A 16,409-nucleotide genomic window follows, 5' to 3' on the forward strand; every position below is an offset into this window, starting at 1 on the left:
ATGGTTTGCCTATATGCGAGGATACTTATATGCATAGAGAAGTTAGAGTAGCGATCGCTGACGATGAGAGAATGCGTAAATCCTAAAGTTGCTCTTTAGACAATAATGGCTCGAATGACTGATAAGCGTCATAATTCCGAAAATGTCGAGCATATAAATCAACAATATCCTCAGATGAATTAAAGTCATCATACAAAAGTGAATTTACGTCTACTACTTGCTGCAAAGACCAAGTAATAGTTTCTCCATTTTCACTTATATAGCTTACAGTTTCATTGTTACCATAATTCAAAGCCTTTGCTTTTGCTTCCTCTAAAGAAGTGGCTTTAATCAAAACAAAGCTTTCTTGGTACAAAGGTTGATAATCAGGTTTATCTGAAGATGATTTGTAGAGAATTATAGCAATGTAGAAGGATTCTACTTGATTTGCATTTTTCATTCTCATCCCATGTTCTCCACGAGTCTTACAAAGGTAAGTATTGAACACGATTACTTAATTCTTCAAGATAGGCAGTTTTAGCAATAATTTCTAAATCACGAACACAATCGCCAACAGTAACTCTGAGTTTATGGGCATAAATAACACCAGCAAAATTTATTTGTTTGTCTTGACGATGGTTGGCTTCAGCTAGAAAATCGTCATCTTGGGAAAACAAAACACGCTCAAGTTCTGTTGCACGGTCAAGTATAAGAGGATCAGGAAAGCTAGTCCGCCCATCTTCTTGTACTGTTAATACATCTACACCCCGAATCCGTAATCCATCTGTAATTCCTCGATGGACATTTTCATCAAGATAAAGAGCAACGCTCATTTAATTAATCCTTCTGCACGGAGTCTTTTTGCTAATGCAGATTCTCCTGTTTCTAAACGTAATCTTTCTGCATACTCAAAACGTTGCTGCATATCAGTATCAATTTCTTCTTTATGTTCCCAATAATAAGCTAAAGCCGAATAAATCTGGCTCATACTCAAATGTGGATATTGAAAATGTAATTCTTCTGGACTCCAACCATAAGCATGAATGGAAGTAATTAATTCGACAACTTTCATAGATGTTCCTTTAATGAAAGGAACATTGCTTTCATCAACTAGAATATGTTTGTATTCAGTAGTTGTTGTTTGAGTCATAATTATTGTTGATTTATCTAAGTTGCATGATTTATATAAAATTATATCAATTTAGAATGATTCTGCTTGATCTGCACTTTCAGTTTTCATCCCATATTCTCCAAAGCTACTTTTTAAATCTACATCAAAACCCACGATAAGAGAATGCGTAAATCCTAAAGTTGCTCCTTAGACAATAATGGCTCGAATGACTGATAAGCGTCATAATTCCGAAAATGTCTAGTAGATAAATCAACAATATCTTCCAAACCTACAGTTTGGCTTCATCAAATATAATGCTACGACGGGCAAAATATTTATGAATATTAATATGCACAAATAAATCTTTGAGTTCTTCGGCGATCTCTTGGGGTGGATTTCCTGATAAAGCTATGCTGATTAAACGTTCTGCTGTGGGAATTTCTCCACAGTCAATTCCAAGAGTTGCAGCACTACGATGTAACACTGAACGTGTGGGTTCTGCTTCAAGATTACTTACTATTAATTCTGCTGCTAATCGTTCTTTTTCAAATGCTTGTCTGGATAATTGTAAGGCTAAAGCAGAGTCACCTCTGAGTTTAGCAATCTGTGCCATTTCCGCAAAATCCATTGCTTGTTTATGTAAGTCTTGAATATCGTTCATTTTTTAATGACAAAACTCAACAACCACAATATATGCTGGTAGATTTCCCTCAACAGAAATTACTTGCTCAAGTTTTTGTTTAGCTCTAGCTTTTATTTTTTTATTTTTTACCTCTATAAAGCCTCTTCTCTGCACCTCTGGGTGAGACAAAAAAATTACCGCCGAAACCAACTGTGTACCCAACGCCACAACCGACGCAACCAACCCCAAAACCCACGACGGGAGGCTACAGGCGTTTTTGGTTGAGAAAAACGCTCAATTGCATTGTTGCAAAGTTGCACGTTATCATCAAGTCCCATCGCCTGAAATAGTTCACGGGCATTGCGATAAGCACCCAGCGCGTCTGATTCTCGATTGACGTTTCCTAATGACAGACCTAAATTAAACCATGCGCTCGCTTCAGAATTGCGATCGCCTATTTCCCTAGCTATCTCCAAAGACTGCTGGCAAAATTCAATTGCCCGTTGGTACTCTCCCAGAAAGTTGTAAGCAGCACCCAAATTACCTAAGGATTTGCCTTCAGAATTGCGATCGCCTATTTCCCTAGCTATTTCCAAAGACTGCTGGTGGAAATCAATCGCTCCTTGGTACTGTCCCTGAGAGAAGTAAGCAGCACCCAAATTAGCTAAGGATTTGCCTTCTGTATTGCGATCGCCTATCTCCCTAGCTATCTCTAAAGACTGCTGGTAGAACTCAATCGCTCCTTGGTACTGTTCCAGGGAGAAGTAAGCAGCACCTAAATTAGCTAAGGATTTGCCTTCTGTATTGCGATCGCCTATCTCCCTAGCTATCTCTAAAGACTGCTGGTAAAATTCAATCGCCTGTTGGTACTGCCCCAAGTCTAAGTAAACATTACCCAAATTAGCTAAAGATAAGCCTTCAGTATTGTGATCGCCGATTTCCGTAGCTATATCCAAAGACTGCTGGTGGAAATCTATCGCTTGTTGGTAATGCCCCAGAGATAAGTAAGCAACACCCAAATTCATTAAGGATAAGCTTTCAGAATTGCGATCGCCGATTTCCGTAGCTATATCCAAAGACTGCTGGTAGAAATCTATCGCCTGTTGGTACTGCCCCAGAGATAAGTAAGCATTACCCAAGTTCATTAAGGATAAGCCTTCTGTTTTGTGATCGCCTATTTCCCTGGCAATGTCCAAAGACTGCTGGAAGAAATCTATCGCCTGTTGGTACTGCCCCTGATAATTGTAAGCATTACCCAAGTTCATTAAGGATAAGCCTTCAGTATTGCGATCGCCTATCTCTCTAGCTATATCCAAAGACTGCTCTAAGAACTCTATCGCCTGTTGGTACTGCCCCAGGTAGTTGTAAGTATTACCCAAATTCATTAAGGATAAACCTTCAGTATTGCGATCGCCAATTTCCCTAGCTATTTCCAAAGACTGCTGGTAAAACTTAATCGCTTGTTGGTATTGCCCCTGATATAAATAAGCAAGACCCAAATTCATTAAGGATAAACCTTCAGTATTGCGATCGCTTATTTCCCTAGCTATATCCAAAGACTGCTGCAAGAACTCTATCGCCTGTTGGTACTGCCCCAGAGATAAATAAGCAAGACCCAAGTTATTGAGAGCAGCCCGATAATTCCAGTTTTCTCTCTCGTCAGTTTTTTGCCAAGCTTTTATCAACTGCCCGTATAAGTCAACTAGATCGGTGTAATAGCCCCGTAAGGTCAAAAAATTATTGCAGAACAGAATGCTATCAAATGCCGAATTATACTTTTCTAGCTGATACCAGTGATAGAAAATTTCTAGATATTCTTTGATATCTTCTTTAGTTTGCCAATGTTCTTGTTTAAGATTTAAACCGTAGTAATCAATAGCTCGTTGATGCGCCTCGGTCTGATCGCCAGCCTTATACCGCACATATTCCAACACCACTGGCTGAAACTCAAACCGCCGCTTACCATTAAGTTTTTCCGACAACAGAGAACGCTTAACAAGATTCCTCAGTTCTCCCTCAATCTCTGTTTCTGAACTTCCAGGCAAAACTGCCACTGCTGCTGTACTTTCAACAGCACCACGATAAACACTGATATTGAGGAATAAAGCCTTTTGCAATTGATTCAACCGTTCAAAACTGGCATCCAACACCAACACCATCCCTACATTTTCCCGGCGATGCACACCTACCACTTGGGGATCTGTCAACAACTGCCGCAAATTCCCTAAGCCTAAATCTGTTAATCGTCTTAAATCCGGGTCTTGGGGGTATTCTTCTTTTAATAAATCTGCTACCAATTTCAACAGCAAAGGATGCCCATCTACCAATTCGACAAAATCCCCTAAATACCCGCGAATGCCTAATGCAGTTAACAGTGCTACCCCTTCTGCGACTTGCAAACCTTTCAGGGGTAGCCACTCAAAGCCTTTTAATTCTGGTCTTTCCCTAGTGGTTACTATTACCGCCATATTCCACCCAAGCATTGAAAAAGTCGCCGTAGAATTGACTTCCCCACTGTCTATCTGGCTGTAATAAACTCTCCAGGTTGTCAATGATGAGTAAATATTGCCCAGATTGTAGACACTTAACTAGCGCCTGTATTAACTGCGCTTCTTCTTCTGGAACCCGAAAGCCAAATTCACTGAGGACTTGGCGGGCTAAATCGCTAAAACCTGCCCCATAACTAACATCTGCCCAAAATCTCTTAGGGAAACCCTCAATTTCGTTGTAAATTTTAGCTGCCAGCATCGATTTACCTGTGCCACCGATGCCTTCTATGCCAATTAGGAATGTATTTTTATCAGTTAACCATTGCTGTATTTGGGCAATTTCTGTTTTCCGTCCCTGCCAGTAAGCCAAACTTTTCTGGGGGTTGCCTGCTTTGAGAACCCCTGGCGATTCTGGTTTGGAGATTTGTTGCGATCGCTCTAGGAATGGTCTTATATCAGCAACAATAATCTGAACCTGCTCTGTATTTAACTGCCCTACTTGAGTTACTTTACTGTCACCATAGGCAGTGAGATTCATTTCAATGTTGTTCGAGTTCCTGGGGCTGGGTTCCTCTGCCATTGCTCACAGTAGGTAAAATTTTTGCTTGATATTGCGGCTGTGAACTCGGCCGTTCATGTTTGGAACTCGGCCGTTCGTGTTCGGAACTCGGCCGTTCGTGTTCGGAACTCGGCCGTTCGTGTTCGGAACTCGGAAGTTCATGTTCGGAACTCGGCCGTTCATGTTCAGAACTCGGCCGTTCGTGTTCGGAACTCGGCCGTTCGTGTTCGGAACTCGGCCGTTCGTGTTCGGAACTCGGAAGTTCGTGTTCAGAACTCGGCCGTTCATGTTCAGAACTCGAAACATCAAAATTTGTAGGGTAGACAGTATTCTGCATTGGTGTCAACTTAATGTGAAATCGGCGGTTATAAACCGCGTCTACACAGGCAAAACCCACCTTCGTGGGTTAAAAAACCTTAATTTTCTCTTAGCCCACGGAGGTGGGCTTTGTTTGTGTAGCCGCGAATTCTATTCGCTCAATTAAAAAGTCACTTGGTTTGCGTCAATCTTCCCGACTTGCTTAACCGTACTTTGGTCGTAAGCATTAGCACTCACTTGAATATTGTCTCCGGGTTTGTCAGTCGATGCTTGCAAAATCTTAGCTATTTCCTCTGCAAGTGCTGTATCTGCTTCTAAAATCTTCTTGAGTTGTACTCGCAAACTTGCTTGCAAATCTTCATCCTCTGGCTTTTGCGCCACATCCGTTGCTGCTTCGTTCGCTGCTTCCTTAGCCTCTACTTTGGGATGTAACTTAGCCCAAATAGCTTTGGCTTTATTCCAAACATCCTCACCTACTTTTTGAGATGCCCCTTCTACGGCTTTATTACCCACATTTAACAGAAATGGCAGACAGGGAGCGAGAAATTTAACAAGTAGAGCTATATCCATTGGTTTATGATGTCCATCTCAGGCATCTACCTTTTTACTGAGTATATTAACGCTTTTTCCCCTATCACCTTGATTCTTTTTCTTTGACGCGAAATTTAGCCCATCTTCTATGAATGTTTTATCTCAGACGATAGGGAGAAATAACGATAAGCTTCTACGGAAGTTTCATTTTTCTCTAAAGACAGCAAAACTTTTTTATGCAACAAGAAAATTTTACTCATCCTATTGTTAATTTTTGTAAATTTGAAGTCTTCAAGACTAGAAACCTGATATCTAGATAGCTAAACTAACAAACAGTGCATCTGTACTGTTAATTATTAAAAGTAGATGTGGCGCTATAGCCTGAATGATCCCAGTACAACTTATCCTCAAAAACTTTCTTAGTTACCGTGATGCAACTTTAGATTTTCGTGGTTTGCATACGGCTTGTATTTCGGGTTCCAATGGTGCGGGTAAATCTTCGCTTCTGGAAGCAATCACTTGGGCAATTTGGGGTGAAAGCCGTGCCACTGCTGAAGATGATGTCATCTATTCTGGCGCGAAAGAAGTTCGGGTTGATTTTACTTTCCAAAGTAACCAGCAAAAATATCGGGTGATTCGTACCCGAATTCGGGGAGGTACTAGCGTTTTGGAATTTCAAATAGAAATCCCATCTGGGTTTCGCTCACTTACTGGCAAAGGGGTAAGAGCAACCCAAGATTTGATTTTAGAACACATTAAGCTCGATTACGATACTTTTATTAACTCTGCCTACTTACGTCAAGGTCGTGCAGATGAATTCATGCTCAAGCGCCCGACGGAACGCAAAGAAATTTTAGCGGAGTTGTTGAAACTCAATCAGTACGATGATTTGGAAGAACGGGCAAAGGAATCTTCTCGGCAGTTCAAAGCACGGGCAGTAGAGTTAGAGCGTTCTTTAGAGTCGATTAAAATTCAGCTGCAACAACGTGAGACAACCGAAGCGCAAAGAGTGGAGTTAGAAGCCGAACTCAATCAACTGCAACAGGTGCAAGCTTTTGATAATATTCAATTACAAAGTTTGCAAGTTATCCAGCACCAGCGCCAAAACTGGGAACAACAACTCAGCTTTGTAAAGCAGCAATACCAAAATCTTACCCAAGATTGCGATCGCCTCCAACAAGAACAATCGGCTATTGGCTCTCAGTTATCAGATTTAGAAAAAATATTACACCAAGAAGCTGAAATTAAAGCTGGATACGCCCAATATCAAAGTCTCCAATCTCAAGAAGAAGCCTTTGCTGCCAAATTTGAAGAATACACCCGCGCTGGGCAAACTCGCCAACAAAAGCAACAACAGCTTACCAAACAAATTCACGAAATCGAACGGCAACTGCAACAAGCCCAAGCGCAGTTAGAAGCTTTGCAGCAACAAGAACGAGATATTCAACAAACTCTAACTAAATCAGGTGAAGTCGAAGCTGCTTTGGCACAACTAACCGCAGCCCGCCACCATGTTATTCGCTTAGATGAACTGCAAATGCAAGTGACTCCGTTGTTGCAACAACGAGCAATTTTACAAAGCCAACTCGATCGCACTCATGCTGGTTTAGTAGCGCGACTCGAACAACTCCAAAGTACTGAGAACCAATTGCAACGCCAGCAGCGCCGCCAACCGCAACTGCAACAAGCGGTGATGGATGTGGCAATCCAGATTGAGGAACTGGAGAAAAAGCGGGTTTATCTGCAACGAGTCCAGGAAAAAGGGCATGAAAGGCGACACTTTATCGAACGTCTGCAAGCTCATCAACGGGATTATGAAAAGCTAGTGGGGGAATTAGAGCAGAAATTACAAATGCTCCAAAATCCTGAAGCACTTTGTCCATTGTGCGAACGCCCTTTAGATGAACATCATTGGAGTCGGGTGGTGGAAAAAACCCAGGCTGAGTTAGAGGATACTCAAGGGCAGTTTTGGGTAGTCCGGGAACAAATGGCTGTGTCTGACAGAGAAATTCAGGTACTTAGGCAGGAATATCGCGAAATTTCTCAACAATTAGCGAGTTACGATGGTTTACACGAACAGCGAGGACAGTTGGCGGCACAGTTAGAAGCTACAACTGATGTCCAACAACAGTTACAACAAATTGCTGCTGAAAAACAACATTTGGAGCGATCGCTCCAAGCTGGTGATTACGCTCCCGATAAACAAGCCGAACTCCGGCAGCTAGACCAATATCTGCAACAAGCTAATTATAATGAACAAGATCACGCCCTCGCCCGCAGCGAAGTTGAGCGGTGGCGATGGGCAGAAATTAAACTCCAGCAGATTAAAGATGCTACTAAGCGACAAGCGCAACTATTAGCCCGAAAACCAGAATTACAATCCCAAATTGCTCAATTACAAGTCAGAATCCAGCAGGATCAGACTGATTCTGAATGTGCTAAACAGATTGCGGCTCTTGAACGTCACATTACCGAAATTGGCTACAGTTCCGAGCAGCACAATAATTTACGTGTGGCTGTTCGCCAAGCTCAATCTTGGCATTTGCGGTATCAACAACTGCTATCTGCCCAGCAGCAGTATCCGCAACTCCAGACGAGATTGCAAGAGTTAGAGGAATCCAGAAGCGCCAGAGTAACCGAGCGGCAAAAACTCGGCGCACAAATCGAAAGTATAATCCAGCAATTACAAGCAACAGCTAACCCATCTGCCCAAATTCAAGCTTTAGAACAGCAGTTAGGAATACGCAGACGGCAACTTGATGAGCAAATAGCCAAGTTGGGGCGTTTAGAACAGTTAGCGCATCAATTGGAAACGCTGCAAATTCAGTATGAACAACAGCAGCAGCAATTACAATCTTGTAAGCAGGAATACCGTGTTTACCAGGAATTAGCGCAAGCTTTTGGTAAAAATGGCATCCAAGCACTGATGATTGAAAATGTGTTACCACAACTGGAAGCCGAGACAAATCAACTACTTTCGCGGTTGAGTGGCAATCAGTTTCATGTCCAATTTATTACTCAAAAAGCTGGACGCAGTGCTAAATCAACCAAGAAAAATGCCAAGTTGATAGACACCTTAGATATTTTAATCGCCGATTCTAGAGGAACGCGATCTTATGAAACTTACTCTGGTGGAGAAGCCTTTAGAATTAACTTTGCCATCCGTTTAGCCCTGGCAAAATTATTAGCACAACGGGCGGGAGCGGCGTTGCAATTGTTGATTGTGGATGAAGGTTTTGGTACACAGGATGCCGAAGGATGCGATCGCTTAATTGCAGCGATTAATGCGATCGCTTCCGATTTTGCCTGCATTCTCACTGTTACCCACATGCCCCACCTCAAAGAAGCCTTCCAAGCCCGAATTGAGGTGAATAAAACTCAAGAAGGTTCGCAGTTGAGCTTGTCAATTTAATTACGAATTACGAATTACGAATTACGAATTAATTAAATTTTACCCGTGCAATCGCTTCCGATTTTGCCTGCATTCTCACTGTTACCCACATGCCCCACCTCAAAGAAGCCTTCCAAGCCCGAATTGAGGTGAATAAAACTCAAGAAGGTTCGCAGTTGAGCTTGTCAATTTAATTACGAATTACGAATTACGAATTACGAATTAATTAAATTTTACCCTTGCATCCAAACCATAAGAGCGGAGCATTTTCGTTAGGGTTTCGGCTTGTGCGCGATCGCTAAATGCTCCAGCATTCACATAATCCCCTAGATGGGATTGCTCTGTAACCGCATTGGGTATATATTGTTGCACCTTACTCAGAGTATCGTTACTCGAAATTGGCACTATTACTCTGTAAGGATTACTAGCAACTAATGTGTTGCCATTAGTCCCAGGTACAGCATAGGCATTGGCAGGAGGTAATACATAGCGATTATTCTCAGGTGTCGCATAGCCAGTATTAACAGGTACTAGATAGCGATTATTATTCTCAGGTAATATATAACCATTCGCCTCAGCAGAACTGACCTCAGTAGAGTTATTCAACCCTAATGCTTGCCAAGTTTGCACATCGACATTTCCAGTAACATTAAGTCGAGAATATTGCTGGAATGAAATCACAGATTCTCTGGTGTAATCGCTGAAAAAGCCATCAGGATTGGTATTAGAGAAACCCAACTGCGATAAACGCTCTTGAACTAATGCGACATTATCTCCGCGATCGCCTACAGTCAGATAATCTCTGCTCGGTTGTTGAGTAATAGATCCACCTGTGAATGCTCTACGCACTGCATCTAAAACTTGAGCATTGGCAATGCCATCAACCGGTAAGCGATAATTTCGCTGGAATTTGATGACAGCATCTCTAGTCATTGGGCCAATATTCCCAGTAGGAGTAGTATTAAAATAACCTAACTGCTGCAAACGCCCTTGTAGTTCTCTGACTTGTTGAGTCGAGAGACTCGATCTGGCCTGAGTCGGAGACGAACCTAGTAGTGCATTCCAAGTTTGTCGATTTACAATTCCGTTAGCAGCTATGCGATAATTTCGCTGGAATTTGATGACAGCATTTCTAGTCATTGGGCCAAACTTTCCATTGGCATTGGCATTCAAGTAGCCTAACTGCCGCAGACGTTGTTGTAGCCTTGTGACGGCCGCACCAGTTTTGCCTTGAGAGAGAACAGGATATTGACCACTCTGGGTTGGGCTGCCCCTACGCAATGCACCACTGGTATTCCGACTTTGACATGCTCGCTGTAAGGTTTGTCGCGTATTAATACCTACAACCCCATCAGCAGGTATTCTGTTCGCTTGCTGAAATTTGATGACAGCGTTTTGAGTCAAACTTGCAAATTTACCACTGACTGGGCCGTTAAAGTAGCCTAACTTTTTTAAACACCTCTGGCTACTCGTAACTTCCGGCCCATTACTTCCGATTTTCTGAAGTGCTAAAGCTTGCCCAGCTATACTCAGAAGCCCCGTAATTATTGCCACAGACAAAAGACGCATCGCCGTACCGCTAGATAACTTTTTCCAATTCAAAAATTTGAAATTAGCTGCGGTAGGAACAACCTTGACGCTTCCAGATGCCTCATAGAGTGAGGCCAGCTTGGTTAAATAGCTATCTACCCCTGTTTTCACTTGCTTTTTTTCAAGTTATGACCATACATGATTATACTAATTTCTCTGTGTCATGTTTGTTATTTGTATGATTATTTACAAGTAATTTTCCAGAACAGGCTTGAATTATGGAATTATTATTGCTCTGTTTTTTGTGTATCCTCTGGTTTTTCAGGCTTTTGTTCATCAATTTTTTCAGTATTACCTGCTTTCACCCAACCTTCTTGTTCGCTACCCTCCAAACGGATCTTTTGCCAAGCTTTATCGTCGCTTTCTGACAAAATAATAATTTTTTGATTAAAACTAACCCCACCAATTTTTTCAGCTTCTTGATTTGGTTGCGATCGCAAACTCAAGCCTTCAGCCCAATTAACACGCCCTCGGTAAGCTCCCGATGGTAATGGTTTTGTAACCTTTGGTGATTCTGTGGGAGTAGGAGTTGAGCTTGGAGACGATTTAGTAGATGTCCCAGGTGTCAGGCTGGGTTTAGCTCCTCCAGGCTCAGTTCTTTTTGGAGCTTGGGCTTTCACCAAGGGACTATCGTTAGAATAAACAGGTTTGGCAGGAGGTATGCCGGTGCGATTCATGAAATAGAGTGCAATTGCAGCGCCGCCACCTATTAGAACAGCGATCGCTAAGAAAAACCCAAGTATAAATTTTGTTAAGCCAGACAACATAGTTAAAACCTGATCGCCAGTGGTAAATAGTCAATAGTCAATAGTAATTCATGATTCACTGTTGACCATTGACTAGCAATTATTAGGGACTTCCAAATAAAAAAATATCCAACTATTTATTGTGGGGTGGGCATCTTACCCGCCCAGTAACTAAAGGCGGGCAAGATGCCCACCCCACAAGATTGGATAATTTATTTCTTGTCAGTCCCTTAACTAACTCATTATTGTAGCTACTGTTGAAGCGTTCACGTAGTGCGCCGGAGGCGTTCACTTAAAGGATTATGTTTCGATGCTAAACGCGCTCTCCCAGCCGCCGCCCATTCTTGGAGTTGCTGAATTTGCTCTACGGCAGTTCGCGCTAGGGGGATGATCTGACTGGCTGCTTCTAAAATGTCGTCAGTAGCAAAGTCGCGGTTTTGGCTAAATCCAATATGCATTGCTTCAATTAAAGTCTGCTCAATTTCTGCTCCAGAAAAATCGGGCGTTTCATAAGCTAACCTTTCGATGTCATAACTTTTCAAGTTATGGGGGCGCAATCGGGATAAATGAACATCATAAATTGCTTTTCTCTCTTCTTGGGTGGGCAATCCCACAAAGAAAATTTCATCAAATCGCCCCTTACGAAGCATTTCCGGCGGTAGGGCTTGGATGTCGTTGGCGGTGGCAACGACAAACACGGGGGAGCTTTTTTCGGCTAGCCAGTTAATAAAAGTACCAAACACCCGGCTGGCTGTTCCTGCATCACCTTTGCTACCAATTCCGGCAAAGGCTTTATCTATTTCATCAATCCACAAAATACAGGGAGCGAGAGCTTCGGCTACTTGGATCATTTGGCGAGTCCGAGATTCTGATTCACCCACCAAACCACCAAATAGCCTGCCCACATCCAGACGTAGCAAGGGTAAATGCCAGTGATGAGCGATCGCTTTTGCTGTTAACGATTTCCCAGTTCCCTGAATACCCACCAACATTAAACCACGGGGGTGCGGTAATCCGTACTGTCGCGCCTTATCAGTAAATGAGCCTCCCCGACGAATCAGCCAGTCTTTGAGGTTATCGAGTCCGCCGATATCAGAAATTTGCTCAGTGGCAGGGTAGAAGTCCAGGATTTGGGTTTGGCGGATAGTTTGGCGCTTTTCTTCCAAAACGAGATCCACGTCTTCTGGCTGCAATTCGCCGTGAGTTGCGATCGCTTTTGCTAAAACCCGGCGAATCCGTTCCATTGAAAGCCCTTGACAAGATCGCACTAAGTCATCTAAAACTTGGCCAGAAAGGGAATTACTAGTACTTTGTAGTAAGCGTTCCACCTCAGTTTTAATTTCTGGGGCGGCGGGTAAGGGAAACTCGACGACTGTCAAAACTTCGGTTAAATCGTCAGGAATGGCGATTCGCGGTGACAGTAGGACAATATTTTTTGGTTGCGACTTGAGGAGTCGGGCGAGATTGCGGAGTTTGCGAGCGATCGCTACATCATCTAAAAAGCGATGATAATCTCGGAGAATCAAAACTGCTGGTGCGGAGGCTGGTAATTTTTCGATAAATTCTAAAGCTTGTAGGGGGTTACGTCGCCCAAAGCCAACATCATTGGGGTTTCCCTGGTAGCCATCGACAAAATCCCAAGTATACACTGGGCGATTACCCTGGTTGGTTGCTTCTTCCCGGATAGCTGCTTCTACCCGTTCTTCCTCATAAGTGGGAATATAAATCAAGGGGTAGCGGGCACGTAGCAGCAGTTTAAACTCTTCACGGAAGTTCATATATAGCTGTGGTTATTTGTTCTTCTCTCATTGTTCAGGTTTGTACTGTGTCTCACAACTAAAAACGAATATATCTCTCGTTACGTGGCTATACCAAGCAATGAAACTTGAAGAAGCTCTGCTTAAATAAAAGTTGAAGCAAAGCCGCAAAGCTTGCATCCACAGGTGAAAACTGGGAATAAGCGGAATTTACTTACAAAGAAAGGCAGAGGGCAGAAGGAAATAAGTATGAATAAAAACTTGAGTTCTAAGTATGAAGCCCAGTTAAAAAAGAAGAATTGTATCGAGATGCGTAGCGCGAGATACAAAGCGTCCAAGATCAATTCCACGTTTTTGAACCTGGATTCCCTTCTGCCTTCTTAACATCAGTAAATGTAGTAATTGGCTTACTATACAGCACTTTGCAAGTAAATGAAGTACACCCTTCTCTTGCTTGGGGCTACGGTGAATTACCCCCCTTAATCCCCCCTTAGAAAGGGGGGAAAAAGAAATCTAGTTCCCTCCCCTTTACATACGGGGAGGGTTAGGGTGGAGTATTTTTTTACCTCACCAACTCGCAATCTGCTATATACGTAAAATTTTTTAATATTCGGGAAAGTTGTCTACTCAATCTGAAGTAGAGCTTAAATTAAATTATGTCTTTCCTAAGCAAATAAAATGGCAGAAAATAACTCACAGCCCAAAAACCCTGGAGGAATGTCCCTCAACATTGGTGGTGGTCAATTTTCAGGTGTTCAAGTTGGACAAGCTGCTGGCGACATAACCCAAAATCAGCAAAATACTCAGGGTGGGGCTGAGAAAGAATTGACCTTAACTGAGGTTGCGGAATTAATGGCACAAATTGAATCCATATTTCGTAATTCAGATTTACCAGAAGACCAAAAGAAACAAGCACTGAAACATCTGGATTATGCAACCGACGCAGTTAATGAAAAAGAACCAGACAAAGACACTGCGGCAACAAGTTTGCAAAAAGCTAGTAAAGTCCTCAAAGAAGCGAACGAAACGTTTAATGCAGGGCAAGGGATTTGGCAAAAATTAGAGCCAATTGCTAAACAATTAGCTCCTTGGTTAGGAGTTGCAGCTAAAAGTATTTTGTTTTTTACATAAAAAAAGGTTATGAATCAAAATCTTAATATTGATGGTGCTTTGATTCGGGAAGCTCAAATTGGACAGGCTGGACGAGACTTGCACCAAATTCAGTACCTAACTGTGAATGAAAGCTTCAGCCTAGCTAAACTAATAGGTCACAGGCAGGTAAAACCTCCTTCAGGGAAAGAGGAGTACCGTTTCCGAGAAGTTTTACTTAATAAAGTCAAACAGTATTGGATTAAAGGCGTACTAGAAAAATCTTTGTATACCAAAAGTCTAATTGATCTGGGACTGGAAGAACGATTAGACGCAGTAAAGCGCCCATCTAACATTGTCCAAGAAATTCCTAATGAGTCTGGGCAAACTTTACCTGAAGGGAAAAGTGTTTCTGATGTCTTCAATCAGATGGGAAAAGGACGAACCTTATTGATTTTAGGAGAACCCGGCGCGGGTAAAACGATCACTCTCCTGAAGCTGGCACAAGAATTAATTGCTCGTACCGAAAAAGATTTGAGCCAACCTATTCCAGTAGTGCTGAACTTATCTTCTTGGGGAAATAAACAGCAAACAATTGCTGATTGGTTGATTGAGGAATTGAATAGTACATATCAAATTTCTAAAGCGCTTGGTAAAGTCTGGATTGAAGATCAACAACTATTACTGCTGCTAGATGGCTTAGATGAGGTGAAAATTGAGCGTCGGGAAACCTGCATTCAAGCCATCAACAAATTCATGCAAGAACATGGGCTGATTGAGATTGTGGTGACAAGCCGTATCCGAGATTATGAAGCTCTCTCCACTCGTTTACAATTGCAAGGTGCTATCTGCATCCAATCTCTGACATTTCAGCAAGTTAAACAATATTTAGATAGGGCTGGTGAACAACTTGAAGCAGTAAAAACATTGCTTCAAGAAGACACTACGTTGCAAGAGTTAGCCAAGTCTCCCCTGACTTTAAGCGTCATGACTTTCGCTTATAAAGGTAATAAACTTGAAGATTTACCTAATACAGGTTCTAAAGAAGAACGCCGAAAGCACCTGTTTGATGCTTATATTGAACGGATGTTTAAGCGTCGTAAATATGAACCAAGATACTCAAAAGTGCAAGCAATACGCTGGCTAATTTGGCTAGCACAGCAGATGTTTCAAAAGTCTCAAACGGTCTTTCTTATTGAAAGAATACAGCCTACCTGGTTGTCAAATAGATTCCAAAAAACACTTTATACATTTGGAAATTACCTATTTCTAGTAATAATTAGTGGGTTAATCGGCCATTTAATAAGTAAATCAATAAACGGAGTGTATCTTGGTGTAATTACTGGTGTAATAACTGTATGTTTGAGTACTACAGAAATAAAACCAGTTGAAACTTTGAGATGGTCTTGGCAAGAAGCCAGAAAGTTTCTGAAGGATGGACTACTACGGGGATTACCTTTGGGGCTGATTGTAGGGCTGGGTTTTAAGCTAGTTACCGCTCCATTTGATCTCCAAACTGGGCTGCGATTAGGGTTAGTATATGGGCTAATTGGTGGACTGATTTTAGGGTTGTTAGGTGGACTGAGAGGCCCAGAGATAGAGATAAGAACAATTCCTAACCAAGGGATTTGGAACTCAGCTAGGAATGCCGGAATAATAGGATTGATTGGTGGATTCCTCGGATTGATTGGCGGATTAATTGGTGGACAAATCTTCGCAAAATCAGGATGGCTGCAATTGGGTTTAGTATTTGGGCTGGTATTTGGGCTTGTGTTTGGGGGTGGTCAAGCCTTCCTACAACATTTCACCTTACGCCTGATTCTTTACACCAAAAATTGCATACCTCGAAATTATGTCCACTTTCTTGATTATGCTACTGAACACATCTTTGTGCAAAAAGTTGGAGGTAGTTACATTTTTATCCATCGAATGCTGCTGGAGCATTTTGCCCAAATGGAGCCAGCATTTATTGAACCAACTTCACAACCAATTAATCAGTCTACTAATAGAAACATTCCATCTCAAACTCCAGTTGAAAATAATATAGGATGTACCAATTGTAGTTGCAGTAATCCAGCTACTTTCAACTTGTGTACCAAATGTGGGAGACGATTAATTAAACCACTTATCTGAGATTAAACTAAGTATGATTGCTATATAAAACAATAAGCCTGTGTAGACAGGCTTAGTTCGTGCAGCCGCAGACTTAAGTCTGACGAATTACCAA

Annotated in this window: 15 protein-coding genes; 3 read left to right on the forward strand and 12 right to left on the reverse strand. The window is 42.1% G+C overall.

The genetic code is table 11. From position 1 onward, the window contains the following. Positions 1 to 82: 82 nt before the first annotated feature. The 9 genes from HWQ36_RS11320 to HWQ36_RS11360 all read right to left on the reverse strand — a co-directional run bounded on the left by HWQ36_RS11320 (position 83) and on the right by HWQ36_RS11360 (position 5,648). Positions 83 to 487, reverse strand: coding sequence for a DUF4288 domain-containing protein (locus HWQ36_RS11320; RefSeq protein ID WP_292702085.1), 405 nt, complete (start codon positions 485 to 487; stop codon positions 83 to 85). Continuing rightward, positions 465 to 812: a DUF5615 family PIN-like protein gene (locus HWQ36_RS11325; protein ID WP_292702086.1), complete on the reverse strand. Its 348-nt coding sequence runs from the start codon at positions 810 to 812 to the stop codon at positions 465 to 467. Before HWQ36_RS11325 ends, HWQ36_RS11320 begins: the two co-directional genes overlap by 23 nt. Further along, entirely contained in the window at positions 809 to 1,129 is a 321-nt protein-coding gene (locus HWQ36_RS11330; protein WP_292702088.1) for a DUF433 domain-containing protein, read from the reverse strand. The genes HWQ36_RS11325 and HWQ36_RS11330 overlap by 4 nt, the downstream gene beginning before the upstream one ends. Positions 1,130 to 1,379: 250 nt before the next feature. Beyond that, the gene (locus HWQ36_RS11335; protein ID WP_292702090.1) at positions 1,380 to 1,751 is read right to left on the reverse strand and encodes a hypothetical protein; all 372 of its coding nucleotides are present in this window, start codon (positions 1,749 to 1,751) and stop codon (positions 1,380 to 1,382) included. A gap of 3 nt (positions 1,752 to 1,754) precedes the next feature. Then, the gene (locus HWQ36_RS11340) at positions 1,755 to 1,901 is read right to left on the reverse strand and encodes a hypothetical protein (RefSeq protein ID WP_292702092.1); all 147 of its coding nucleotides are present in this window, start codon (positions 1,899 to 1,901) and stop codon (positions 1,755 to 1,757) included. 5 nt (positions 1,902 to 1,906) lie between these two features. After that, positions 1,907 to 4,180, reverse strand: coding sequence for a tetratricopeptide repeat protein (locus HWQ36_RS11345; protein WP_292702095.1), 2,274 nt, complete (start codon positions 4,178 to 4,180; stop codon positions 1,907 to 1,909). Then, entirely contained in the window at positions 4,158 to 4,739 is a 582-nt protein-coding gene (locus HWQ36_RS11350) for an NB-ARC domain-containing protein (protein ID WP_292702097.1), read from the reverse strand. Before HWQ36_RS11350 ends, HWQ36_RS11345 begins: the two co-directional genes overlap by 23 nt. A 1-nt stretch (position 4,740) precedes the next feature. Continuing rightward, positions 4,741 to 5,097, reverse strand: a complete 357-nt coding sequence (locus HWQ36_RS11355; protein ID WP_292702099.1) for a hypothetical protein — start codon at positions 5,095 to 5,097, stop codon at positions 4,741 to 4,743. Between the two features lie 143 nt (positions 5,098 to 5,240). After that, a complete protein-coding gene (locus HWQ36_RS11360) occupies positions 5,241 to 5,648 on the reverse strand; it encodes a hypothetical protein (RefSeq protein ID WP_292702101.1) in 408 nt (135 codons plus the stop codon). 346 nt (positions 5,649 to 5,994) lie between these two features. Here HWQ36_RS11360 and HWQ36_RS11365 point away from each other — a divergent pair, with 346 nt between their 5' ends. Beyond that, entirely contained in the window at positions 5,995 to 9,021 is a 3,027-nt protein-coding gene (locus HWQ36_RS11365) for an SMC family ATPase (RefSeq protein ID WP_292702103.1), read from the forward strand. Between the two features lie 201 nt (positions 9,022 to 9,222). On the opposite strand, the gene HWQ36_RS11370 is transcribed toward HWQ36_RS11365, so the two are convergent. From HWQ36_RS11370 to HWQ36_RS11380, 3 genes are all read right to left on the reverse strand, one after another. Beyond that, the gene (locus HWQ36_RS11370) at positions 9,223 to 10,701 is read right to left on the reverse strand and encodes a peptidoglycan-binding protein (protein WP_292702106.1); all 1,479 of its coding nucleotides are present in this window, start codon (positions 10,699 to 10,701) and stop codon (positions 9,223 to 9,225) included. Positions 10,702 to 10,817: 116 nt separating this feature from the next. Next, on the reverse strand, positions 10,818 to 11,357 hold the full coding sequence (locus tag HWQ36_RS11375; protein WP_292702109.1) for an SH3 domain-containing protein: 540 nt from the start codon (positions 11,355 to 11,357) through the stop codon (positions 10,818 to 10,820). A 245-nt stretch (positions 11,358 to 11,602) separates the two neighbouring features. Then, positions 11,603 to 13,114 carry an AAA family ATPase gene (locus HWQ36_RS11380; protein WP_292702112.1) on the reverse strand — a complete coding sequence of 504 codons (1,512 nt, stop codon included), beginning with the start codon at positions 13,112 to 13,114 and terminating at the stop codon, positions 11,603 to 11,605. Positions 13,115 to 13,771: 657 nt separating this feature from the next. Between HWQ36_RS11380 and HWQ36_RS11385 the strand changes: the two genes are divergently transcribed. Beyond that, positions 13,772 to 14,224 carry a hypothetical protein gene (locus tag HWQ36_RS11385; protein WP_292702114.1) on the forward strand — a complete coding sequence of 151 codons (453 nt, stop codon included), beginning with the start codon at positions 13,772 to 13,774 and terminating at the stop codon, positions 14,222 to 14,224. A gap of 9 nt (positions 14,225 to 14,233) precedes the next feature. After that, positions 14,234 to 16,315 carry an NACHT domain-containing protein gene (locus HWQ36_RS11390; RefSeq protein ID WP_292702117.1) on the forward strand — a complete coding sequence of 694 codons (2,082 nt, stop codon included), beginning with the start codon at positions 14,234 to 14,236 and terminating at the stop codon, positions 16,313 to 16,315. Positions 16,316 to 16,409 lie beyond the last annotated feature (94 nt).

The organism is Nostoc sp. NMS2 (assembly GCF_017115105.1).
In the GTDB taxonomy this organism is placed as follows: domain Bacteria; phylum Cyanobacteriota; class Cyanobacteriia; order Cyanobacteriales; family Nostocaceae; genus Nostoc.